At 54.2% G+C, this 21,955-nt stretch carries 25 protein-coding genes; 3 read left to right on the forward strand and 22 right to left on the reverse strand.

Annotated elements, in window-relative coordinates; all coding sequences use genetic code 11:
- Nucleotides 1-202: 202 nt before the first annotated feature.
- Complete coding sequence (lpxP, locus tag QRY16_RS04440) at nt 203-1,126, reverse strand: kdo(2)-lipid IV(A) palmitoleoyltransferase (protein WP_289775792.1); 924 nt, start codon at nt 1,124-1,126, stop codon at nt 203-205.
- A 1,409-nt stretch (nt 1,127-2,535) separates the two neighbouring features.
- A complete protein-coding gene (locus QRY16_RS04445) occupies nt 2,536-3,399 on the reverse strand; it encodes a YicC/YloC family endoribonuclease (RefSeq protein ID WP_289775793.1) in 864 nt (287 codons plus the stop codon).
- A gap of 231 nt (nt 3,400-3,630) precedes the next feature.
- Between QRY16_RS04445 and rph the strand changes: the two genes are divergently transcribed.
- The 3 genes from rph (at nt 3,631) to QRY16_RS22190 (ending at nt 5,968) form a co-directional block, all read left to right on the forward strand.
- The gene (gene rph, locus QRY16_RS04450; protein WP_289775794.1) at nt 3,631-4,347 is read left to right on the forward strand and encodes a ribonuclease PH; all 717 of its coding nucleotides are present in this window, start codon (nt 3,631-3,633) and stop codon (nt 4,345-4,347) included.
- 201 nt (nt 4,348-4,548) lie between these two features.
- Nucleotides 4,549-5,055 carry a hypothetical protein gene (locus QRY16_RS04455; RefSeq protein WP_289775795.1) on the forward strand — a complete coding sequence of 169 codons (507 nt, stop codon included), beginning with the start codon at nt 4,549-4,551 and terminating at the stop codon, nt 5,053-5,055.
- A 643-nt stretch (nt 5,056-5,698) separates the two neighbouring features.
- The gene (locus QRY16_RS22190) at nt 5,699-5,968 is read left to right on the forward strand and encodes a phage antirepressor N-terminal domain-containing protein (RefSeq protein WP_419776110.1); all 270 of its coding nucleotides are present in this window, start codon (nt 5,699-5,701) and stop codon (nt 5,966-5,968) included.
- 612 nt (nt 5,969-6,580) lie between these two features.
- On the opposite strand, the gene QRY16_RS04460 is transcribed toward QRY16_RS22190, so the two are convergent.
- The 20 genes from QRY16_RS04460 to gpM form a co-directional block, all read right to left on the reverse strand.
- Nucleotides 6,581-8,305, reverse strand: a complete 1,725-nt coding sequence (locus QRY16_RS04460; protein WP_289775796.1) for a type VI secretion system Vgr family protein — start codon at nt 8,303-8,305, stop codon at nt 6,581-6,583.
- Nucleotides 8,306-8,308: 3 nt separating this feature from the next.
- Nucleotides 8,309-8,848 (reverse strand): baseplate complex protein, encoded by a 540-nt coding sequence (locus QRY16_RS04465; RefSeq protein WP_289775797.1) that lies wholly within the window; start codon nt 8,846-8,848, stop codon nt 8,309-8,311.
- Nucleotides 8,820-9,545, reverse strand: coding sequence for a hypothetical protein (locus tag QRY16_RS04470; protein WP_289775798.1), 726 nt, complete (start codon nt 9,543-9,545; stop codon nt 8,820-8,822). The genes QRY16_RS04465 and QRY16_RS04470 overlap by 29 nt, the downstream gene beginning before the upstream one ends.
- Entirely contained in the window at nt 9,535-9,963 is a 429-nt protein-coding gene (locus tag QRY16_RS04475; protein ID WP_289775799.1) for a tail fiber assembly protein, read from the reverse strand. The genes QRY16_RS04470 and QRY16_RS04475 overlap by 11 nt, the downstream gene beginning before the upstream one ends.
- A gap of 2 nt (nt 9,964-9,965) precedes the next feature.
- Complete coding sequence (locus QRY16_RS04480; protein WP_289775800.1) at nt 9,966-12,137, reverse strand: phage tail-collar fiber domain-containing protein; 2,172 nt, start codon at nt 12,135-12,137, stop codon at nt 9,966-9,968.
- Between the two features lie 9 nt (nt 12,138-12,146).
- Nucleotides 12,147-12,737 carry a phage tail protein gene (locus QRY16_RS04485; protein ID WP_289775801.1) on the reverse strand — a complete coding sequence of 197 codons (591 nt, stop codon included), beginning with the start codon at nt 12,735-12,737 and terminating at the stop codon, nt 12,147-12,149.
- Nucleotides 12,730-13,914: a baseplate J/gp47 family protein gene (locus QRY16_RS04490; RefSeq protein ID WP_289775802.1), complete on the reverse strand. Its 1,185-nt coding sequence runs from the start codon at nt 13,912-13,914 to the stop codon at nt 12,730-12,732. The genes QRY16_RS04485 and QRY16_RS04490 overlap by 8 nt, the downstream gene beginning before the upstream one ends.
- A complete protein-coding gene (locus tag QRY16_RS04495) occupies nt 13,907-14,242 on the reverse strand; it encodes a DUF2590 family protein (RefSeq protein WP_288446404.1) in 336 nt (111 codons plus the stop codon). The genes QRY16_RS04490 and QRY16_RS04495 overlap by 8 nt, the downstream gene beginning before the upstream one ends.
- Entirely contained in the window at nt 14,239-16,317 is a 2,079-nt protein-coding gene (locus QRY16_RS04500; protein WP_289775803.1) for a phage tail tape measure protein, read from the reverse strand. Before QRY16_RS04500 ends, QRY16_RS04495 begins: the two co-directional genes overlap by 4 nt.
- A gap of 1 nt (nt 16,318) precedes the next feature.
- A complete protein-coding gene (locus QRY16_RS04505) occupies nt 16,319-16,498 on the reverse strand; it encodes a DUF6890 family protein (protein ID WP_288446544.1) in 180 nt (59 codons plus the stop codon).
- Nucleotides 16,499-16,506: 8 nt separating this feature from the next.
- Nucleotides 16,507-16,782: a putative phage tail assembly chaperone gene (locus QRY16_RS04510; protein ID WP_289775804.1), complete on the reverse strand. Its 276-nt coding sequence runs from the start codon at nt 16,780-16,782 to the stop codon at nt 16,507-16,509.
- A gap of 102 nt (nt 16,783-16,884) precedes the next feature.
- A complete protein-coding gene (locus QRY16_RS04520) occupies nt 16,885-17,268 on the reverse strand; it encodes a hypothetical protein (RefSeq protein WP_289775805.1) in 384 nt (127 codons plus the stop codon).
- On the reverse strand, nt 17,268-17,609 hold the full coding sequence (locus QRY16_RS04525; protein ID WP_289775806.1) for a M15 family metallopeptidase: 342 nt from the start codon (nt 17,607-17,609) through the stop codon (nt 17,268-17,270). Before QRY16_RS04525 ends, QRY16_RS04520 begins: the two co-directional genes overlap by 1 nt.
- The gene (locus QRY16_RS04530; protein ID WP_289775807.1) at nt 17,606-17,896 is read right to left on the reverse strand and encodes a phage holin family protein; all 291 of its coding nucleotides are present in this window, start codon (nt 17,894-17,896) and stop codon (nt 17,606-17,608) included. The genes QRY16_RS04525 and QRY16_RS04530 overlap by 4 nt, the downstream gene beginning before the upstream one ends.
- A gap of 4 nt (nt 17,897-17,900) precedes the next feature.
- Nucleotides 17,901-18,356 (reverse strand): phage protein, encoded by a 456-nt coding sequence (locus QRY16_RS04535; protein WP_289775808.1) that lies wholly within the window; start codon nt 18,354-18,356, stop codon nt 17,901-17,903.
- 2 nt (nt 18,357-18,358) lie between these two features.
- Nucleotides 18,359-19,498, reverse strand: coding sequence for a DUF2586 domain-containing protein (locus tag QRY16_RS04540; protein ID WP_289775809.1), 1,140 nt, complete (start codon nt 19,496-19,498; stop codon nt 18,359-18,361).
- A gap of 2 nt (nt 19,499-19,500) precedes the next feature.
- Nucleotides 19,501-20,196, reverse strand: a complete 696-nt coding sequence (locus tag QRY16_RS04545; RefSeq protein WP_289775810.1) for a hypothetical protein — start codon at nt 20,194-20,196, stop codon at nt 19,501-19,503.
- Nucleotides 20,193-20,669: a phage tail protein gene (locus QRY16_RS04550; protein WP_289775811.1), complete on the reverse strand. Its 477-nt coding sequence runs from the start codon at nt 20,667-20,669 to the stop codon at nt 20,193-20,195. The genes QRY16_RS04545 and QRY16_RS04550 overlap by 4 nt, the downstream gene beginning before the upstream one ends.
- A complete protein-coding gene (locus QRY16_RS04555; protein WP_289775812.1) occupies nt 20,666-21,139 on the reverse strand; it encodes a head completion/stabilization protein in 474 nt (157 codons plus the stop codon). The genes QRY16_RS04550 and QRY16_RS04555 overlap by 4 nt, the downstream gene beginning before the upstream one ends.
- Nucleotides 21,140-21,248: 109 nt before the next feature.
- Entirely contained in the window at nt 21,249-21,953 is a 705-nt protein-coding gene (gene gpM, locus QRY16_RS04560; protein ID WP_289775813.1) for a phage terminase small subunit, read from the reverse strand.
- Nucleotides 21,954-21,955 lie beyond the last annotated feature (2 nt).

Raw genomic sequence — 21,955 nt, forward strand, 5'->3', positions numbered from 1 at the left:
GAACTTCTTTTTTTGTGGCGATGCGATACCTGTTGCCTTCTGCTAATGATCATTCTTCCACGCGACGTATGAGCAGGCATCTAATAACGTACCTTCCTGCATAAAAGGCGGCGCTGTTTTTGTCAAAGCTGTTTTTCGTTAATAATTACAGGCAACATGTTGAGAATAAAAATAAAAAGCAGGCACCGGGCCTGCTTTCGGATTAAACATAAAGTGATGCTTCGCCTGGCGGACGCGTTTTAAAGCGGCGATGCAGCCAAAGATATTGCTCTGGCGCACGCAGAATTTGATTTTCAATAACCTTATTCATGTAAGCCGCAGCCGCAGTTTCGTCATTGTGGGGATAATTTTCTAATATCGGCTCAATGATCAGCTGATAACCATCATTATTCGGATTACGAATGAGCACGATGGGGATCATCGCTGGTTTCGCCAGACGTGACAGAACAAACGTTCCGTTGGTGGTAGCGGCTTTTTCAACGGCGAACAGCGGTGCAAACGTACTGCCTTTCGGACCATAATCCTGATCGGGCGCAAACCACACGGATTCACCTTGTTTCAGAGCATGCACCATGCCGCGTAAGTCACGACGATCAATCATTGCCTTATTGGAACGCATTCGACCTTTAGTCTGCACATATTCCATGGCGCGATTATTGTGAGGACGATACATCGCCATCATGGGCTGGCACAAACCGCTAATACGGCCACCCAGCTCAAGTGACATAAAATGGACGCCAATCAGCATCACGCCACGCCTCTCATTCTGCGCAGAGTGCAGATTCGCGAGGCCCGACACATGAAAAAGCCGCTTTACTGCGCGATCCGACCAGAACCAGGCGATACCGGTTTCAGCCAGCGCCATGCCTAGCGAGGCGAAATTCCCGGCGATCATGCGTTCGGTTTCTTCTTCGCTGATGCGAGGAAAACAGAGTTGAATGTTGCGGCGAGTGATACGTTCGCGGCGCTGCAAAAAATGACGAGAGAGCTTACCTGCACCCGCTCCAAGGCGGATTAAAACAGGATAAGGGAGCTGGACTAATAGCCAAAGCAAGCCAAGCCCGAACCAGGTGAACCAATAACGTGGATGCAGCAGCGAGGAGCTAAATTTCCCGGTGATTTTCATTGCCAACCTTTATGAGATAAATGGATGTATCGCATAAAGAGCATTTCCCTAAGTTCCCCAGGCGGTACAACTGTACTGATTTTTGACCAGCACTTTATCAAAAAGTGCCTCTAAAAAAAGATAAACGCCAGAATCTTCAGGATTGAGCAGATTCATGGATGAAACATTAAAGAGTTATTAAAATAAAAATTCGAAATTAAAAATGATAAATAACAGCGGGTTAAGCGGAGCCGTGGTGATATTTAAAACGTAAGAAATTATTTTTTAAGACCTGTCTGGAAATTATTTTTCATGAAAGCTTACGTGTTATTTACTTTTCTGAGAAAAAGCAACTTAAATGAGATGTAAAAAATAAGCTGGACGTTTAATAAACAAGCCATCTGGGCGGCCTGACGCCGAAGCAGCCGTAAATAAATGTGCCGTATGCAAGAAGAAAAATGATAAAAATGCAATCTCTCCCGGTTTTTCAGAAAAGGTCAGAAATTATCATGCGCGGGAGGAGTATCATAAAATCGATTATTGTGGGCTAGTTTAATTTTTCTGGCCTAATTATTTAACTATAAAAGTATAACACAGAACCATCCAGTGGATGGGAAGAAAAGAGCTCATAATGCTTATCACTGTTGGGCCGATTTGATAAAACTGTTAAATAACAAAAACATCCTAGAATCTTGATAAATTTAATCAATATTTTTCCACGACCATAGTCTTTCTGTTTTGCATAAAGCAGTGGAAACTCCCGATTTTTCCAGAGAGAAATGTTCTGTCAACGTTTATCCAGTATTACACTATTCTGTTATTTATTAGGCTGAATATTTGGATGAAGAGATTTTTTATTGGATTTATTTTAGCTATGGACTCGCGTCAGACAGATTGATTATTTTAACTATAAATTTATTAAAAATAAGCCAGGTTATTGAAAAGTCGCATGGCAAACCTAAGAAAATCAGCATACTTGTACAACGCATTAGTATAACCATGATTATCATTCAGGTTGGCGTTCATGGTATATTTCTTCTTTTTTATCATGTAGGTAGCCTTTGCGGAGTATCGATTAAAGAATACGCTGTTTATGGTAATTAAATAAATATCTGCGTATCGGACGTTGCTAGCATATTGAATTGCGGCGGTAAATATTAATAGTACCGTTATTTTTAGCGTATTTACGGTTTCGTCTAAGAAAAAATACTGAATGATTACACTGGGCGATAAAGCTGAGCGAATATTCGCGTGCGAGTAAATTTATTCTCAGGGTAAAAATTTTAGCCATATGCCTGGAATAACGGGATAAAAACCTTGTGGGTTAACTGTCATTTTCTGCATCTTTATGCTAGCTCCTTATAACAAAAAAGCCCGACTAGGTGCGGGCTTTACTGATGATTTGCTGCTTAGCGATTTTTAGTGCGTCGTTACTCGATATTCTGAATCTGCTCACGCATCTGTTCAATCAGCACTTTCAGCTCAATTGCGGAGGCGGTGATGTCAGCGTTAATCGACTTTGATGCCAGCGTATTCGACTCACGGTTAAATTCCTGCATCATAAAATCGAGGCGGCGGCCAACTGCTTCCTTTTTCTTTAGAATGCTATAGGTCTCTTTAACGTGCGCTTCCAGACGGTCCAGCTCTTCCGCCACGTCAATGCGCTGTGCCATCATCACTAACTCTTGCTCGAGGCGATTATTTTCCAGCTGCACTTCAGCATCTTCCAGTTTCGCCACTAAACGCTCGCGCTGCCACTTCACAATTTCTGGCATTCGGGCGCGTACTTTGCTTATTTCCTGCGTCACGCCTTCCAGACGCTGTTCAATCAATGACTTCAGTGCGGCGCCTTCGCTTTCACGTGCGGTGATGAATTCATCCAGCGCGCTATCCAGTGCTTTAAGTAACTGGGAGTTGATGGCATCTAAATCCTGTTCCTGCGCCGACATTACGCCAGGCCAGCGCAGAATATCCAGTGGATTAATCGCTCCTTCGTCGCTCTGCATTTTGACCCAATTGGCAGCCTGCACCAGCTGTTTTGCTAGCGCTTCGTTCAGCATAAGTTCGCCTTGTGCACCTGGATCAGCATCAAAACGCAGATTGCACTCGATTTTTCCACGCGTCAGACGTTGACGAATGCGTTCGCGAATCACCGGCTCCAGGCCACGAAATTGTTCCGGCAAGCGGATATAGGTTTCCAGATAGCGTTGATTAACGGAACGCAGCTCCCAGGCGGCGCTGCCCCATTCGCCTTTGGCTTCACGACGGGCATAAGCGGTCATACTGCGGATCATAAGCGTTACTCATTTTCAGAAAGATGGGGTGAAGTATAGCGAGGCCAGGCAGCGCATAACAGGCATAAGCGTATCAGAAACGGCATTACGTAATATTTATCATTAAGCGACAAATAGTTACGCTCGCCATGCTGTGAACTGCTCCGGACAAGGCATAAGACCACGGCAAGAGACAGCGAACGAGGAAGTCCGTATAATGCGCAGCCAATCATTAGTAAGCCGGAGATTACCATGCGTCCAGCAGGCCGTAGCGCACAACAGGTGCGTCCCGTCACATTGACCCGCAATTATACCAAACATGCTGAAGGTTCCGTTTTGGTGGAATTTGGTGAAACCAAAGTGCTTTGCACTGCCACGGTGGACGAAGGTGTGCCGCGCTTCCTTAAAGGACAAGGCCAGGGCTGGGTAACTGCCGAATATGGCATGCTGCCGCGCTCAACGCACAGCCGAATGGCGCGTGAAGCGGCTAAAGGTAAACAAGGTGGACGCACGCTGGAAATTCAACGCCTGATTGCCCGCTCGCTGCGTGCCGCTGTTGATCTCAAAGCGCTGGGTGAATATACCGTGACCCTCGACTGCGACGTGATTCAGGCCGATGGCGGCACACGTACTGCTTCTATCACAGGCGCCTGCGTAGCATTAGCGGATGCGCTGAATAAGCTGGTGGCAGAGGGCAAACTGAAAGCTAATCCGATGAAAGGCATGGTGGCTGCGATTTCTGTCGGCATCGTCAACGGCGAAGCGCTGTGTGATTTAGAGTATGTGGAAGATTCCGCCGCCGAAACTGATATGAATGTTGTGATGATGGAGGATGGTCGCATGATCGAGGTGCAAGGCACCGCAGAAGGCGAACCGTTTAGTCATGAAGAGTTACTGGCGTTATTAGCACTGGCGCGTGGCGGTATTGAAGAGTTAATCCAGGCGCAGAAAGCCGCACTGGAAAATTGATGCAACAGGCGACCAGCGAGCAACCTGAAAACCGATTTAACTAAATGAAAAACAAAGGATTGTTTTTTGTAATGTCCACCAATTGACCACATCGACACAAGAAGCCCTTGAAACTAAGGGCTTCTTTTCTTTGCACATATAGATAGGGCGGCTAACATCGCATGGAACTTTAATTCCCTTGAAAAAATGGAGTTTTTACATATGGCAATGACTACATGCAAAGAATGTAAAAAAACGGTAGCTGACAGTGCTAAGGTCTGCCCGCATTGTGGCGTGAAGAAGCCTGGTGATCGGTGGTGGCATCCGCTGGCGGGTTTGGCTGTATTAGTTGTGATCGGGACTGGTCTGTATTGGTATTTTGACGATGGTGAGGCAAGCCCCAGTAAAACAGCGGCGGCCGCAACGAAAGTATGCAGCGCTAGTGATGATACCTGTATCTTTGAAAAAAATTGGGTTGAGGTTTCAAACCTATGCCGCCCGGTCGTTGAGAAATCATCTAAGTATGAATTTGAGTGGACTGACGGAATGTTTACACCGATGTTCAGTCATTCCCAATACAACCAGTCCAAGAACAGAATGACCTTCATTGGCGACAAAGTAAAATTCACTAACGGGTTTAATGCTAAGATAACAATGACGTATTACTGCACATACGATTTGAAAAACAAAAAGCTGGTCGATTTCAGAATCGAAAACGGCAAACTTTGAAACCTATCGCCCGCCTTCGCGGGCGTTTTTCTAAAGAAATATTTTGCAAAATTTTTCTCTGCGTCCACCGATTGACCACATCGACCATAAGCCCCAGCATTTGGGGCTTTTTCACGCAATTCTCTTAGCAATGGTTAAATGTTAAAAAATATGGGTTTTAAGCACCCCTTATTTAAGTCGGCCATCGGAAAACCGTCACAACCATCACGCCCCCATAAAACACCACATATCACCCTGATTTAAATAAATAAAAGTTGTGACGGTAAAACCATCACAAAACGCAACAGAAACCGTCACAATACGTAAATTCAATGAGTTATGAAACAGAGTTGTGATGCTTTGAAACCATCACACTGTGATGCTCTTGTGAAGGTTTTGTGATGGTTTTCAAAGTGCTAATTTATTCATATATATTATATAGATACATTACATTTTAAAATCTTGTGATGATTGTGACGGTTTTCCGATGCCCCCCATCAATTTTTGAGAATATCTCGATTGGCTAAATATTAGCCTGATTTGTTGGTGTAATTGTTGTGTTAGTGTTCGGATTATGTGTGCATTGGCATAACGAGGTTGGTGGGGATATAGTCGGCATCAAGGGCTGTTTCTGTACCCACACTCACCAAATGGAACGTTAGCAATGAATTATAATACTATTTTTCCGTTTACTTTTCATGGGGATAAGCTGTATATCGTTGAGCATAAAGGCGAGCCCTATGTAGCGATGAAGCACGTTGTTGAAGGCATGGGCCTGTCAAGGGGATCTCAGCATATTCGGCTGAAAGACCGATTCTCAGGGGGATCTCGCAAATCGAGATCCCCCTGGATGTTATGCCGCAAAAAATGGTTTGCATGTCGCTCAGAAAACTCCCGGGCTGGCTTATCCCTTCCTGGGCTACCAGGTGATTAAAAGCGCCATTACCGGCGAGTCAGTCCAGTGCTGGATATTTCGTCAGCGCTAAATCGTCTCGTTTCCGTGCTGTATTTTCGCCTGCGTTTTCACTGCCGGTGCGCACTGAACCTCGCCCGGTAGTGCAAAAGAGTGCAAAACTTTTTCCTATCGATAATCAGCCTGAAACCCGCGCCCCTCTTGACCTCACGCAATAAGGTGTGTTGAATCCGCGCTATCGGCGCGAGCGCTGGCCACACCCACGAAAAGTAACTCATTACCTTTTAAAACATCACGTTATCAATTTACCTGGTTCGCCACCGCCACCGTGTTTTTGCAATTTTTTGCAAAACCTTGCACTGATTGCAAAACCATCCAGGCGCTAGAACCCCAGCCACGGCGCTGGCTGGCGGTCGATTTGCGCCCCAATTCTTTTGCAAAATTTTTATGATCCAAATCGTGCAGGCGGGTGCGGTGTAGCGCCGTTTCCGTCTCGGATACGTTTCCGCCTGCCAGTTTCTGTCACGTCAGCGGGTCGTGGTAAGGCGAACGCAAAGAAGGCCGAACAGTGTCGGCCTTCGCGTTATGCGTTCAGTGGTGAGCGTTACAGCGCGTTTTTTTAGGTGGTGAAAATCAGCCTATCAGCGGGGCATATTTGGCGCTGAGTACGTCTGTTTTTTGGGCGGTAGCGGTGAACTGCGCGGACTGCTGACTCTGTCCGGCATTGGGGTGGGTATGGCTGGCGGTAAGCGTGGCCAGTTCCTTGAGTACATCCAGCGTGTCGGTCAGCAGAGTCAAGACGTTAATTTCGTCGGTTCCCAACTTCACCACAGGGGCGATAAGCTGCTGCGCCTGGGCGACGCTGCGCCGGATGCCGGTTATTTTCTCAGTGAGTGCGGCCCCCACATCCAACGTGACCGAACCGCCGATGTTATCTTCCAGGTTGCCGCCAATCTTTCGTTTCACGTTCTGGCCAACGTCGACGGTCGCGTTTTTACTGCATGTCACAATCAGACTTCCCGATGTGCCTAGGCTGTAATCGCCCTGGCTGATATGCATCACGGCACCGGCCATCAGCGTGGTGGTGCCCAGAACGGTGGTTTTGTCCGTGGCCTGGATAGTTGTTTCGCGTACAACCAGCGAGCGGGTTTCTTCATCGGCCTTGATTGCCCGCTTCATCGACGTTTCACTTATCGCTTGGTCGGTCTGCCGTTCCCAATCGCCGGCAACCGTTACCCGCTGTGATACGCCGTCCCGCTGCTGCTGGAGTTGTTCGCCGGGTTTTACCGCGGGCAGGTTTTGCCCCTGGGCCACAGTCTGACGCACAAAAGGCTTGTCAGGCCGCCCCTCGGTGAAGCCAACCTCAACCAAGGTTCCCTCGGGTGGAAACTGGAACATGCCCGACTCACTGCCGGCCATTGGTACCGGGAGCGGCACGGCGGGGTAAATCGGGGTATTGGGTACCGGTTTGCCGTCCGCGTCTATCAGCTGTAAATCCACGGCATAGCGGGGGCGAAACGGGTCGGCGATATTGCCGCTGGCCACATCTTCGGTCGGTGCCACCACTCGGGCAAATTTTGGCAGGTGCAACCCGGATGCCAACTCAGGGAATGCCCCTTCAACCTGGCGCTGGATAGGCGATTTTTGCAGCACCTGACCGGTGGTTTTATTGCGCGGTGACCAGGTGATCACCATATTGTCGTTTTCCAGCCGTACCTGATTTAAGCGATGACCGTTCACCTCTGCACCAGGTCGCAGGCTCTGGATCATGGGCACGGTCATGGAGTTGCCGCCCGCCGTTGCCTGGCTGAATTCGGCCGGAATATCGACCGGTTTGCCGGCCATGAGGCTATGCTCAGCGGCTCCCACAAAAACGGTACCATCCGGCATCTGATACCACAGATAATCCGTGATGGAGAACGCGCGACCCAGGGCAGCAAAAAGCTGGTACCCGGTGCCGCTATGCGTGAAGTGGGGGATCGGCTTGTCCGCATAGACGGCCCCGTCAGGTGGTGCGATGGTCAGGCCGCTTTGCTCAGACAACCCGGCGGTAATGTCGCGCAGGGTCGGATGCTGGAATGAACAGGGCCAAAGCTTATCAAAAACGCCGATCAGCTCGCGGACAAAAAGCCGTTGAGAACCGTTATCAGCCGGCTGGGAGCGTTCCACGTAACCGGTAAACCAACGCAATACCAGGCCGTCATAGCCGACATCAAGCCGTACCATTTTGCCTGTGTAATCCGTTTCGGTCTTGGCGGTGATAAATCCCCGGCCGCACGCATTGAGTTCCAACATGATGTTGGCGTCAACCAGGAGCACGGTGTCCGCGGAGAGGTACAGGCGTTTAATCGGTTTCATGGCTTACCCCAGGGCATCGTTAACAGGTTTCAACACCTTTTCCTCGAACCAAGTCATTTTGTCGGCATCCTCGGCAGCCGCCTTGCCTTTACCCCCGGCACCGCCGGTTTGTTTGGTGCTGGTTGTTGCGTTGCCTTTTCTGGCCTGGCGTTTTTCCGGTACGCTGATTTTTTCCCGCAAGGTGAAGTTGACCAGCCAGGCGAGGCGATCTTCCTGGGGAGTGGCATCTATCGAGCCGGTAAATGTTGCCTCCCTGAAATTGATGGCCGCCGCCGTTTCGTTAGCGATACGGTATTTTTTCAAGGCTCCGCCGGCATCCGTCGCCGATGCCAGTTGAAAGAGTCGCTGGAGCGTAGCTTCTTCGTCAAAGGTCACCAGCCCCGAGACCCGCAACTCTTTGGCCTTGATGCCCTGTTCGGAGTTGGCCGTGCTGGATGTCTGCCCGGATTGGTCTTTTTCCTGAAATTGCATCGACGGTGATACCAGCATGTTTTTCATGCTGATCCCCTCACCATCAAGGGCGAGTAATGCGGCCTGACTCATCGATCATCTTCTCCAAAACACCCAGCGAATCGCCGGTGAACATCATGGCGGCAGTGTGAACAGCCGTCGCTTGCGGGATATTTTTCAACAGTTCCACGGCTGCGGTTGTTCTATCACCAGAATGCGTAAATACCCAGGCTTCAGCGCGGGCACCTTTCAGCGTTTCCAGGGCATCGCTGATCGCCGTCAACATACTGGAACGGGCCTGAACAAAATCGGCGATCTGGGCTTGCATCCCCGCGATGCTGCTGCCGGCGGCAGCGGCTATCTGGGCCTTCGCAACACGCTGGGCATTCAGTGCGGCCCGATTGGTGGGCACTGACAACGGCATGGCGGCTGGCAGTGCGTTGGAGACTTTTGCCGGCAGTTGCATTTTCACCGTACTCAGTTCCACGGCGGCTTGAGCCATCCGGCTGACTTGCGTAAACGCCGGCGCGGGAAAGACTGCCGCTAGACTGCGTAGCCCCGCCATGAAGGCGTCGTGAGTGTTTTCTGCGATCATGAAAACAATCACATCACCCTGACCGCCACTCCCGACCAGTTTTTTAGCCAGGTAGCCTAGGGTATTGGTCGGGCTGAGATAATTTCCTGATTCGGCAGCCTGGCCCAGGCCATAAACCCAGGGATGCGCCGGAACAATGGCGCAGGACACCGCGGCCATGTCGTCCGCGATCCGTAACGTTGCCTTACGCCACACCCGGTACCTCCGGCCATTCAATATCAGGGGCGACAGAGGTATCGATGCGGTTCAGCTTAACGCGAAAGGTTTTCCAGGAAATTAACGCTGATTTCTCCTCGACCATTGCCATCCCTAAATCATCCGCATCCTGAAGAGGGGCTATCGCCTTGGCTGCTTCAGCCATCAACTGTGCCTTCTTCCGCTCTGCCGCCTCAATTTGCTCTTCGCGGGTTGGCGGCGGTATATCGACCCAGCACGGCAAACCGTTTTTGCCTGCGCCGCGCATTTTTCCCGGGGGGCCCTGCACACTGAACTTTTCCCATATCTCATCCGAGATGGACTTAACATCATCCGGCCAGTTGCCAAATTCTGCATAACCCTCTTTGTCTTCAATAACATAGAATATATTGGTTTTGGCGCTATACCCGTAACTCATCGTTATACCCCCACCGCCCACCAGTAACACTGGTGCTCTTGTTCAAACATCACGGCGTTAAAGCCGCCATTCTGCGCATCGCGTGCTTCGACGTTGGCCTGGCTTGTTCCCCAACGGTGGAACAGTGTCATCTGTACACCGAAGCATTCGCGTTGGTAACCGCGTGGAAATCCTACCCAGGTAACATCCCCGCCGCGTGTGACGGTGCCCCCCTGGAATATCAACCCGGTGACTTCGTCCTTATACCACCAACCACCACGACCACCGGCGACAGCCGAACGGCTATTAACGTAATCCCAAGTGGCGCGCGTATTGATGTTGTTATCGCGGGCAGTGAATTGATTGTTCAACCAGTTACTGAGATACCCACCCCATTGCGGACCTTCAACATTCCCATCAGGATGCCACGTGGTGCCGGCAGAGTTGATAATCGCGGGCCAGCGCCCACCTAAGTACACAGAACCATTGCTTCGAAACTCAGGCCAGCCATCCTCCCCACCACCGCGCACTCGAAAGCGCAGCGCGGTATATTGGCCAACGGTTTCAAGAAAGTAGATTTGCGCGTAATTGTCGCCACTCCCCTGAAGATGGAAGCCGTTCGTTTGGTTATAAGTCACACCATTGGATTGATATGTATTTATACCTAGCTTGCGAACATATTCAGCGTGTTCAAACGTTATTTGAGTGCCTAACGTTACCGCGCCAGTAGCATTGTTAACACCGAATGGACGCAAGCTGTTATATGCTCCCCATTGGTCATCTGCATTGGTGAGCATAAAGTATGTTGCATTACCGTCATTGCGCCAGAACGAGCCATATTTCCCGGAAACAATACGATAAGAATCAGCATACGTAGTGCCTAACGGGCCGCTCATTCTATCGCCAGTCTTAGCAACAGCGTTTATATCGGCAGCAGTAGGTTTAAACTTATCGGTATAAATTCTCGCCCAGGTAATCCCGTTAGCCTCTGCTTGAGAAATGCCGACATACGCCGCCATATTTCCACCAACAACAGCAACGTAGCCTGAGGATGGTGCGGCATCCATAGGCAAGCATACAACACCAGCTGATACGTTCCCTGAAACCGCCGGAGGCTTATTAGCAGCAGACGCATTTACACGGTAAAACTGCGCAATATTGCTGTAAGCGTCGGTCTTAGCTATAGGGCCAACACCCAAGCCAGCAGTGCCCATTTCCATCACATTGCCGCTGCCGGTACCGACATTGCGCGTGGCTGCCGTTCCCAGCCCCAAACTACCCCGGCTTTTGGCCTTATCTTTCAATGCGGCCAGGTTGTCGTCTTTACGCAAAAAGTCACTGTTGGCCTGCTGTTCACCGCGTGAACCTTTTGGGCGTAAATCGGTGATCACTCCGGCCGCGTCAATGCTCGCTAGGGCAAACACGTAGTGCGCGATGCCGTTCTCTGTGTAGTTCGCCAGGTTGCCGGCGACGGTGATTTTGATTTCCGTCCGGTAGGTGCTGGTGACCGTGCCGTGATAGCACACATCGGCCCAGACCTTGGTCGGCTTCGCGCTCAGGGTAATATTCTGGTTGTTTGCCAACGCCGCACGCAGCCCGCCGATGTAGCCCAGCCCCTGGGTAACAAAATACTGATTACCCGTTTTTGCCACCAAAAAGCCCGACTCAAAGAACGCGCCCGCGCCGTAAATATCCAGGTTGGCCAGCCGCGCAGCTTCATCCATGCCGGCGAGGCGAGCGGTAAAGTCAATCTGCCAGGTCTCGGCGGGGACGTTGATGCGTGTTTCAGTCTGTGCGCCGTTGAATTCCATCAGCACCGACCGGGTCAGCACATTGCCCTGTTGGCCATTGGCGTTTTTGACCTTGCGCTGGGTCGGGGCGTGAATAATTGACGCCAACGTGCCGCTGGCTTTATTGACAAGCCCTATCCAGTTGAAATCAAAATCACCGACCTCGGCCCCCATCGTCACCGAGTACACCACCGCGTTCAGGTTGACGACGCCGGCCTTGCCGACCGCCTGGCGATGCACAATCTTGTCGGCGGCGGGGAGCCCTTCGGTGTTAGCGATCGGCTTGTTGACGTCAAGACCGGGGATGTAGGCAAAAATAAACTCGTCCAGCACCACCGGCTGGTTGTCGATGGCCTGCTTTGCTTTCCACTCAACAAAGGCTTTCGTAATAACGGTCTGTGACATTTCTCACCCCTACAAACGTGCGCTATAGGTCGCGCTGTATTCTGTTTTCACGTCACCCAGGCTCACCGGGTAACAAATGTATTCGCCCTGGTACCAGCCGGCACGCAGATGCATACCGAGCGCGGTGATCACCTCAAACTGATAGCGCCGGCAGGTGCGCCCGTACTTGCGGATGATCTCCAGCAACAGGTCGCTGTTCTCGGCGACTTGGCTGTCGGTCACCCGCCCGATGATCACGTCCCAGTCGATCCCCTCCTGACGCTCCAGCAATTCGACGTAGCCGATCCCCAGGCGTTCGAAGATGGCGATAAACCCTGCGACCTCCCCCGAATCCTGGGCGTTGATAAACGCATACGCGACGCGCTTGCGGTACAGGGCGAGCGGTTCACCGTCAAAGCGGGTGATGTCGCGCTCATACGCCAGCAGGTTGAGCAGTGGTTCGGCACAGGTCAGCGGGTCAAACTGTTGGAGTGGCCATTGCACCCAGGCGTTGACCTTCGTCCAGAACTGGCGGCTGGCGCGAAGCAATTTGGCCGGTTCGCCGCTGTCCATCCAGGAAGGCAAGCGCAGGCCGCGCAGCAGGCGGTCAAAATCAATCATTGGCGATCACCACCTTCAGGCTGTTCAGCCGCGGCACCGACAGATCACTGACGATGTCCGGCAGCGAGAATGCCAGCGAATCAATCGCAGGAAACGTTTTATGCAGCTCCCGGCCCAGATTCGACATGGAAAAACGCGCATAGGGCCAGGTCTTCTTCACCGGGTAGGTGGCATTCTCCCTAAAGGCGCAGCGGATCAAGTGGGTGACGCCGGCTTCCAGTTCGGCCAGTGCCTCGCGCGTCATGTTCTCTTTGCTGGGAACATACACGGTAACCGCAAGGTCGTGCCGGGTCTCCGGCAGTGCAAAACACTGCATGTCGTCACCGTGGCCGTGGTGACCCTGGGTGTTGATGTAGTCATTGACGGCATCAACAAACGGCTGGGATAACTCGCCACTGTCGAGCAGCAAGTAGGCGTTAGCCGTCCCTGGCCCCCGCGGGGCATCATGCTTGAAGAAAATGCGGTCAACGCTCAGCCCTATCCGGCTGGCGATCATGCTGCGGTAAACCGCATCGGTGTGGTACTTCCCTACCAGGTTGAATTGATTGCGGGCCCGGTCGCGCAGTTCGTCGTCTGTTTCTTCATCGGCCCCCGGCGTCGTCAACCAATCTTCCTCATTCACCACGCTGGCGATACCGTTCACGGCAACCGGCAGGATGCGGTAATAGCCGGGTGCCAGGTTGTAGCCGCTGCCGGTACCGGTAGCGATAACCGGCACCAGGCCGTTCTCGTCCCCGGCGGGCAGCAGCGTGTCTTCGGTGACCTTCAGCACATACACCACGCCGTTGATGCGCTCGGTTTGCACCAGCGTGCCCGCGGTAACGGTCACCGCGTTGGCGGCGGTAGTCTTGTAAAAGCGCAGCACGCCGAGGGCAGCACTGGCGGGTTTTGCCTCAATATTGACCGCCCAGGCGAGTAGGCGAAGCATGGCCCCGCCCGCGGTTGCCACAAACATGTTGGTCAGCACGACCTGGACGAGTACGTCCTTCAGCCACAGCACCGGCGTGCTGACTATCTTGGTGATCAGCCGCCAGAACGGCGACATGCGCGACGTGTTTGTGATATAGCCCTCAGCCTGGACGAGCGCCTTAAACTCGGCGGTGATCTCGTCTTCGGTGGTCGGCATTCCACTGCCTTTGAGCACTTGCTCAAAATCGACGGTCGGCTTTTCACTCATAATCAATTCCCGTACTGATAGGGCCGAAATCGTAGGTTTCAGCCGTAATGTAAAGGCGCGACAGCGATTCTTCGGTGATCACAATCGTGCCGGGCACTAACCGTTCATCGCTCTCAACCAGCAAGATCAACTGGGTGATCACGTCACCGCGCATCGTTGGGCTGCGTTCGCCAATTAGACGGGCCGTAATGCCACTTTCGACAATGCTGTGAACGATGTCCTGCCCAATGCTCTGCCGGTTGTTGCAGCGTAGCGGCTCTTGCCCACTGTCCAGGGTGAAGTCGCCCTGGGTTATCAACAGGTCGATGTAGAGCGGTTCGGTACTCATCCGGCGTTCATCTCCTGCCATTCGGCCAGTTGGCCCGGCGTCATGCCGTTGGGCATGACGAAGTTCACTTCGCCAATGCTGCGGCGATTGTCGACGGTAGTTTTGCTGTCGGACTTAACCTGGCGCATCAGACCGCCCTGCGGCACCACTGCGCCGACGCTGTTACCGCTCAGTAGCGATTGCCCCGTCAGTTGGGGGGCAGCGGGCTGCGGTATTGCCTCGGCGGTGGGTTTGAGGTCGATATTGACGCCGGGGATCTTGTTCAGCTTTTCCGCTATCCAGTTGTAAGTCCCGGCAAAGGCGTTTTTCAGGCTGTCAAACAGAGAGCGGAAGATGTTGCCGATCTTCTCCCCAAATCCTTCAAATGCCGCGACCGGCGACAGTCCCATGAAGAAGGCGACCACCATATCCCAGCCTAGGGAAATGGACTTCCAGACATCGTCAAATACCTGGCCAACTTGTGCAGCGGTTTCCATGACCCACTTGAACGCCGCGGTGTTCATGATGGCGGTCTTAAGTTCATCCCAGTGACTGACCACATACCAGATACCGACCGCAAGCAGCGCCAGCGCGGCAATGATAAGGGTGATCGGGCTGGTCAGTAGTTGCATGGCCGCGCCGGCGAACATTGTCGCTACGCCATACACCCGCATGGCAATCGCCCCTGCTTTTAACACCGCGTTCCAGGCAAACAGCGCTACGCGACAAATGCCCGTCCACAATGCCAGGAGTTTGGATTGCACCCACAGCGCGGCCAAACCGATACGGGTCGTCAGCAGCGACGGCCGCAGCAGGTTCAGCGTCCAGATTAAGATTTTCCAGGCCCCACCCAGGGCCTTGGCGATCCCCTTGAGTCCCACCATGGTGAAACCAAATATCCCCATGATGATGTTGGTTGATGCCCCAACCAGGCCAAAGGAGAGCACGCCCAGGGTGATGTAGCCGAGCCAGCGGGCAATGTTGGGAAACATTTCTAACCAGCGGGCGAAGGTGGCACCGACGTCGGCGACGCGATTAATCAGCGGGGTGATCACCGGCAGCAGGGTGTTACCGATCGCCGCCCGCATGGCGTACCAGGTCGCGGTGATGCGCTCCCAGGGCTTGGCCATCTTCTCGGCCATTTCCTGTGCTCGCTTCATGCCGTCATTGCGTCCCAATTCGGTGATGCTTTTATTCAATGCATCCTGGCGGCCCAGCAGTTTTTTAATCACATCGGCACCGCCGCCAAATGCTGCATCAAGTGCCTGTTGCGCCTTGACGTTGCCTTCGATGTTCTTGCCGTATCTGGCCTGGATTTTTTGCAGAATATCGCCCATCGGCAACATCTTGCCGGTGGCGTCGACAAAGCTCATGCCCAGCTTCTGGGCCGCGGCCGGCGCACTGCGCAGGAACTGCTCGTAAATGCCGCTGGACTCGGTGCCCATGGTGCGATATAGCTCACCCAGCACGGCGAACTGTTCGTTCATGCTGACCCCAAAGTCAGCCCCGGCGTTCTTGGTGCCTTCCATCAATTCCTGCATGGTCTGCATTTTGACGCCGAAGTTTTGCACCATATAGGCCGTCTTGCCGGCCAACGCCTCGGCAAAGTCCACATGTCCCAGGTTGGACAGTTCGCGGTTAAAGCGAGCGGCCATTGCCCCCATGTATTCCCCGGCTTCCTCACCGCTGGCTTTCACTGCGGTGGCCAGGGTGTTGGCGGCCAGGGTGACGCGCGGCAAATCCTGGTCTGCCAGGCCGATCATCGCCCCCTTCATCGCGTAGCTTGAATTCACCACGTCGACGGCGCTTTTGCCGTAGCGCATGGAGAATTTCAGCGCCTGGTTGGACAGCCGGTTCAACGTGTCTTCGGCCACGCCTTTGGCATCCAGTTCGGCCAGCGCGTCTTTCATTTCTGTAGCCGGCCCTAACACGCCCTGAATAGACCGCGCCACGGCCCACACTGCTCCCGCGCCAATACCGATGCGGGTAAATGACGCCTGCGATTTTTCGGCGAAACCGGTTACCGACGCCTGCGCCTGTTTCAGCGGGCGCGTCAGCTTGTCGATTAGGCTCAAGGTAAAATCCAAATGGCGCATGTCATTTTCCATTCAGGGCAATGGCGATGCCCTCAGCAGTTTTATAGGCTTTTGTCTGGGCGAAATATTCATCCAGCCACAGGGCGCGGGCGAGGCTTTCCTCGCTGTCGTCCTCCCCTGGCAGGTAATACCGGCGCAGTGCGAGGTATTGCTCCAGCGGATTGGCGCGTATGGCTGCCAACCGCGCCGTCAGTTTTTTATTTCAATCTCAAGGTGAGGCGAATAAATCGCGTTGATCTTCTCGGTTAGCTGCATCTCGACGCCGGGATAGTCATCCAGCAGTTTGCCGAGTGCCGCTTTTGAATCGGCTTCAACGATACGGCCCAGGTAGGTGACCATTGGTGCCACCTTGTTGGTCAGGGTCATCTCGTTGATCAGCGCGTTAAAGGCGGTTTTATTCGGGCTGAACGCCAGGTCAACGCCGGCCACGGTCAGGGTGATGGTTTTGCTTTTTGTTTCGCTCATTGCGGTAAATCCTTACGTTGTCGAATAATGCCCACCAGGGCGTTGTGTCTCACCGCACAGGCGGTATACAGCTGCATGTACGCGGTCAGTGCCGCGTCAAAATCAGCGCCGGTTGTTCCCGCCAGACGCGGCAGGTTTGTCGGGCACAGGGTCAACTGATTTTCCTGAAAGGGTTCGCTCGGCACGATCGGCGTTCTCGTTGAACAACCGGACATAGTCATCAGTAGCGCAAACATGACTGAATACCGGCTTGACCACCTCAGTGCGAATAACCCGTTCGGTGTGGGTTTCATTGGCTTTTAACTCCGCGAGTTTCTTCTCTAACGCTTCCCCCGACTGGCGGGTTAACTCCGTGACCACCTGGCGGGTTAGCTCGGCGGACTCATTCGCGGCCAGCGCCAGCTTGGCAGTGTGCCAGCCGTGCGCTGTCCAGCCGATGTAAAACACGGCGACCAGGATAATCAGTTGCCCCCATGCCGCCCGCATCACCGCACCCCGTTATGTCCAAGGCTGAAGTGATTACCGTCCGGCCTGCTCTTGAAGCGTCCGCCCCAGCTACCGCCGAGGCTTTCCCAATATTCGCCCAGCGGCAAATAGGCTTCGGTCTGCGTCTGGTATTGGCCATCGATAAACAAATTAAAATCCACCGCCAGACGTTGGGTGTGCAGGCTGTTGGCGATCCCCTTGCCGGACTGGGCATTCAGTTTGGCCTGGTCAGGAGTGCGATAGGCTTCGCCGAAGGTCAGCGCGTAGCCGTTCGCCCCAGCCCAGGCGATCAGTTGGCCAATCATGTGCGTAAACTGTTGTTGCTTTTGGCTCAATGTCATGAGGTCTTATCCTTCTTGCTTTTAAGCCAGCGCTGGACGGCGGCTTCAACGGCCGTGTGGCCGGCAATGCCCAACATGCAGGCAATGCCGATCATGGCCAACTCGGGGATGTCACCCACCTGGATCAGCGCGACGCCGGATACCAGTGCCACGGCCGACCCCAAAATCACCCGCCCGATAAACAGCCGGGCGGTGATCTTCTCCTGGCCAACCAGCAGTTGACCGGCTCCAATCAGAGCCCCAATCAACACCAGCTTGGCAAACAGGCTTGTTTCACCATTCGGCATGGCATCATCCTTTCAGGTCGCGGGTGTCACGCGCGGACAAATACGGCACGCCATCAATAGCCACAAAATCAGGGCTGGTGACCATGAATTTGATTTTCTTAGTGGTTTTGCTGGCTTCGCTCGGGCTGATATTGACCAGGTCGGACAGCGTCGGCACGCAGCCGAACACCTCGATTTTTTCTTCTTCATCGCCAGCGTTGGCGTAGAACAGAAAATCTTTCGCGGCAATGCCGCGCCAGGAGCCGGCTGCACGGGCTACCGCCGTGAATTTCTTGAAGTTGAGCGCATCGACTTCAATTTCGACGTCAGCACTGACGGAGCCTTTGACGTGCCCGTTTGGCACGCCGCGCGTTTGCACCGCGGCGCTGTTGTCGGTGATGGTCACCGTGGCGTTCTCGACGTGGATCATGACACTGTCATAGTTCACGTCGAACGAACCGCCGCTAATACGTTCACCCATGGTTAGCTCTCCAGTGAGGTGTCAAGTTCGATGCTGACGGCGATTTCTTTCGCACTTTCATACGGTCGCACCACAATAAAAATCTGCACTTTAACGGTGCTGGCCCACTGGATGGCAATGTCACCGTCTTTGGGCGGCTTCACTTCCCCCGGGTACTCGACCCCATTGATCTGCACGGCTTTCGACATCTCGCGCAATGGCTTGCCGAAGTAGGTGACATGGGCGGCGATGCTGCCCGGGGTGCTGTTCAGCGAACGGTCGGCAATCTTCGGGATAGCCCGCAGGCGCACCTGGCGCGAGGCTTTATCCACGATGCGTACATTTTCTATGGTCTGGTAATCGCCACCCTCGGCGTCCAGGGTGCGGCCGTCAGACCAGTAGATACCGTCAAAATCGTGGTACCACATCGGCACGCTGAAACGTTTGGTCTCCAGCGCCTGCAACACGGCGAGATCAATCTCAGCGCCGGTGCCATCGACCGGCAGGTGGTCGTTACCCAATGCCGTGACTGTGCCGGTAGCCACGCGGGCCGGGCTGTCGGCAATGGTCACCGAGCGGTTGCACAAACGCCCCGCCAACACGCCCGGTTCGTTCCCCCACAGTCGGGGCACCAGTTGCACACCCGGGGAGGCGATTTTGTCCTGAAGCGCGGCCAGCCGGGCGGTATAGGTCGCCCAGTCCTCGTCCTTGTTTGGGCCGCCGACCGCAAGCGCGAACCACACGAACCGGCCGAAGCTGGCTTTCAGGGTTTCACGCATTTCCGTAGCGCGGTTGATGGTGGCGGCGCTATCGGTATCAAAAGCCAGGACGACGCCTTCCACTGAGGCGACGTTCTGCGCCAATTTAACCGCGTTCATCCAGTCCTCATCCGGCTTGACGTCAGTCCCTTTAGCCGGCTCGGGGAGCACATGCGCATAAGCAAACCAGTTTTGTCCGGCGTTGTTGCTGGCCGCTGCAACCAGACTTTTTAACAGGCTATCGGCAGAGCCCAGCGCCGTGTCCAGGTTGCTGCCGGTGTTCAACGCCAGGGTTTTGCCGGCGTTGGTTTTGCCATAGCCGACAAACAAAATGACGCGTTCGACGTCCTTCGTGGTGCCGTTATAGCGGTTAATCTGACTGACGTTGACGTTTGGCCATGTCATTTTTACCCCCTGATGTCCTGCGCGGAGACGTCCCAGCCGAAGCCGATCGCCTGTAACTGCCGTGCAAGTATTTTGTTAAATTCATCATTGCTCACGCCTAGGAATGCACGACCGGGTAAATCAATCGTCCAGACGCGCTTCGGTGGCGCGGCGCGTAATTTTCTGATAACCAATCCAGCCTGCGCCATACTCATGGTTTCCATGATTTTTTTGCTGGATGGCTTCACCCAACGTTTACCCTGGCGGATCTTGTACCCCAGGGCCCGCAATCGCTTGGCCTGCCGCGGTAAGGCGGGACGATTGGCCTGCGGCTTGCGCGGGGCCTGGCTGGCTTTCATGGTGATGCTGGCCCCCTCCTGCTGTACGGCCCCCACCAGACCGGCCGCGATGGGTTTTGTGCCATTGCGGTAGTTGCCGCCCTTGAGGTAAATCCTTATCCCTTGGATCTCCGGCATTTCCCTCACCGCCAGCAGCTTGGGCAATCCCTTCAACATCTTGCCTTTACCCCGCTTTCGGGGTGCCCATGGTGTGCCGTCCGGCGCGGTTTGCTCGCGCTGGTGACGCTTGGCCGCCACAACGATACCCAGCTTGGCGATACGCCACAGCAGCCGTTGGCGCTTCTTCGCCGGCAGGTCGGCGGCGGCCAGGGCGGTGCGCAGTTGGCTAAGCTGCCTGTTATCCAGTTCGCCGCGGATCACTGTGCATTACCGTGACGAGTGAAAAACTCGACATCTTCGGCCGTCCAGACCTCGGGGTAGACCACATCCCAGCGCTGCCCCTTCGAGGGCACCGCGCCGGTGCCGCTGGGCTTGAGGATGATTTCATCCGCAACCGCGACCACCACCTGGAGGATGCACGACCCTTCATCATCGTATTCCGGGTCAACCGTGGGGTCAGGGAGTTTCAACTCGTCATTCAAGGCGTTGGCGTGCTCCGACAGCCAGGTCAGCACCAGCGCATACACCAGGCCCGGCGAACATTCCCGATAGGGGAAGTCGTCCCACGACAGCACAGCGTCATAACGCAATACACCAATGCGCCTTTGTCCCAGCCCTAACCCCTTGGCACTGCGGATAATTTCGCAATTATCCATCGTGGGCAGAAACATTTGCATGGCGCGGGGTGGCATATTGGCCGTGATGAACGCCGTCAGGCTTTCCAGTTCAGTCATATCAGATGCACCCCAACGCGCGGCAGGCGCAGCATGTTGCGCATGACCATCGCCGCCTCGGCCAGCAGAATGGCGCGGGTCTCGTTGCTCTCCTGGCCTGGATGCGATTCACGCCGGCCAATGGTGGCGAACTCCCCCAGAAGGTCGGCTTTCGCCCTAGCGTAGACGGCCTTTTTGTATTGCGCCGTCAGTTGGGTTTCATCATTCATCCTGGCCCCGGGCACGTCTGCCGCCCTGGCATGGCCTTTAGCCGCCCAGTAGCTGACTACAGACGCGCAGGTGGCGTTGACCTCTGCAATGGCCGCCAGTACCGCAATGCCTGCGGTTTCTGCCGGCAGGTCGGCCGGTAACGTGCGCGACTTCTGGAATTCGCCCAGGTTCAAATCCGGCCAGAACGGCTCACCGTTGGCAATGACGTCCTGCTGATAGTCAATCGGTCGCCCGCTGATGCTGAAACTTGGCCCATTCATCGGTTCATACCCCAATGCAAAAAGAGAAGCGGGCTAACGATTTCCACGGCCTTAGAAAACCTTGCGAGTTTTCTGCCTCCACCGCGCCCGCCCCGCCGTGCGGTAGTCGTTATTCCGCCGTCAGACCGTTGATGCGTGCGGCGAGCTTCGTGCGCATGGTCTTGACGCCAGCATTTTTGTTGAACTTCTCAGCCTGGGCCAGCAGCGCGTCGGCTTGCTCCAGCACGCTGACATCCTCCACCGCGGTGGCGCGGGGTGCTCCGTTCTCGTCACGCAACAGGTATAACCCGGCGAACTTGAACCATTTGGCGTTGATGTCTTCATGCAACCGCCATTTGTCACGGATGTTGTTAAACGTCCGGCTAAAGTACGGTTCAATGCTGTGCCCTGCGGCGGCCTCATCGGTGGCCCATGCCAGAACGGTGTCGGCGACAAACGCCGGCATCGTGCTTTTGAAGTTTTCCGGCATGGTCTGGCCCTCGCTGATGGCAATATCTGCCCAGTCGAGCGCCCGTTCCATTTCCCCCGTGTCAAACAACCAAATGATGCAGTAGACCAGCGCCGGGTTCATGTAGCGCTTGTCGCCGGCCAGGTAGGCTTCCACGGTCGGCAGCCAGCGCGGCAAAAGCTCGTCACGCTTCATGTCGATGCGGTCGGCCGTCATAGGCAACGAGCGCAAGCGCTCGACATCGGCTTCCAGTTCAAGCTTTTGCAGATGGAAGCTGACCGGTGATGCAGTGAGCACCTCGCGGTTATCCAGCGCCTTGGCCGCCATAATGCGTGCCCGGTGGCGTTGACAGGGGGACATGGCCATGG

This window comes from Mixta mediterraneensis, assembly GCF_030283135.1.
GTDB classification, from domain to species: Bacteria; Pseudomonadota; Gammaproteobacteria; order Enterobacterales; family Enterobacteriaceae; genus Pantoea; species Pantoea mediterraneensis.

Bases quoted from the DNA above. Each gene is read 5' to 3' on its own strand.
- lpxP (WP_289775792.1), bottom strand. From the start codon at position 1,126: ATGAAAATCACCGGGAAATTTAGCTCCTCGCTGCTGCATCCACGTTAT.
- QRY16_RS04445 (WP_289775793.1), bottom strand. From the start codon at position 3,399: ATGATCCGCAGTATGACCGCTTATGCCCGTCGTGAAGCCAAAGGCGAA.
- rph (WP_289775794.1), top strand. From the start codon at position 3,631: ATGCGTCCAGCAGGCCGTAGCGCACAACAGGTGCGTCCCGTCACATTG.
- QRY16_RS04455 (WP_289775795.1), top strand. From the start codon at position 4,549: ATGGCAATGACTACATGCAAAGAATGTAAAAAAACGGTAGCTGACAGT.
- QRY16_RS22190 (WP_419776110.1), top strand. From the start codon at position 5,699: ATGAATTATAATACTATTTTTCCGTTTACTTTTCATGGGGATAAGCTG.
- QRY16_RS04460 (WP_289775796.1), bottom strand. From the start codon at position 8,305: ATGAAACCGATTAAACGCCTGTACCTCTCCGCGGACACCGTGCTCCTG.
- QRY16_RS04465 (WP_289775797.1), bottom strand. From the start codon at position 8,848: ATGAGTCAGGCCGCATTACTCGCCCTTGATGGTGAGGGGATCAGCATG.
- QRY16_RS04475 (WP_289775799.1), bottom strand. From the start codon at position 9,963: ATGAGTTACGGGTATAGCGCCAAAACCAATATATTCTATGTTATTGAA.
- QRY16_RS04480 (WP_289775800.1), bottom strand. From the start codon at position 12,137: ATGTCACAGACCGTTATTACGAAAGCCTTTGTTGAGTGGAAAGCAAAG.
- QRY16_RS04485 (WP_289775801.1), bottom strand. From the start codon at position 12,737: ATGATTGATTTTGACCGCCTGCTGCGCGGCCTGCGCTTGCCTTCCTGG.
- QRY16_RS04490 (WP_289775802.1), bottom strand. From the start codon at position 13,914: ATGAGTGAAAAGCCGACCGTCGATTTTGAGCAAGTGCTCAAAGGCAGT.
- QRY16_RS04495 (WP_288446404.1), bottom strand. From the start codon at position 14,242: ATGAGTACCGAACCGCTCTACATCGACCTGTTGATAACCCAGGGCGAC.
- QRY16_RS04500 (WP_289775803.1), bottom strand. From the start codon at position 16,317: ATGCGCCATTTGGATTTTACCTTGAGCCTAATCGACAAGCTGACGCGC.
- QRY16_RS04510 (WP_289775804.1), bottom strand. From the start codon at position 16,782: ATGAGCGAAACAAAAAGCAAAACCATCACCCTGACCGTGGCCGGCGTT.
- QRY16_RS04520 (WP_289775805.1), bottom strand. From the start codon at position 17,268: ATGCGGGCGGCATGGGGGCAACTGATTATCCTGGTCGCCGTGTTTTAC.
- QRY16_RS04525 (WP_289775806.1), bottom strand. From the start codon at position 17,609: ATGACATTGAGCCAAAAGCAACAACAGTTTACGCACATGATTGGCCAA.
- QRY16_RS04530 (WP_289775807.1), bottom strand. From the start codon at position 17,896: ATGCCGAATGGTGAAACAAGCCTGTTTGCCAAGCTGGTGTTGATTGGG.
- QRY16_RS04535 (WP_289775808.1), bottom strand. From the start codon at position 18,356: ATGGGTGAACGTATTAGCGGCGGTTCGTTCGACGTGAACTATGACAGT.
- QRY16_RS04540 (WP_289775809.1), bottom strand. From the start codon at position 19,498: ATGACATGGCCAAACGTCAACGTCAGTCAGATTAACCGCTATAACGGC.
- QRY16_RS04550 (WP_289775811.1), bottom strand. From the start codon at position 20,669: ATGACTGAACTGGAAAGCCTGACGGCGTTCATCACGGCCAATATGCCA.
- QRY16_RS04555 (WP_289775812.1), bottom strand. From the start codon at position 21,139: ATGAATGGGCCAAGTTTCAGCATCAGCGGGCGACCGATTGACTATCAG.
- gpM (WP_289775813.1), bottom strand. From the start codon at position 21,953: ATGGCCATGTCCCCCTGTCAACGCCACCGGGCACGCATTATGGCGGCC.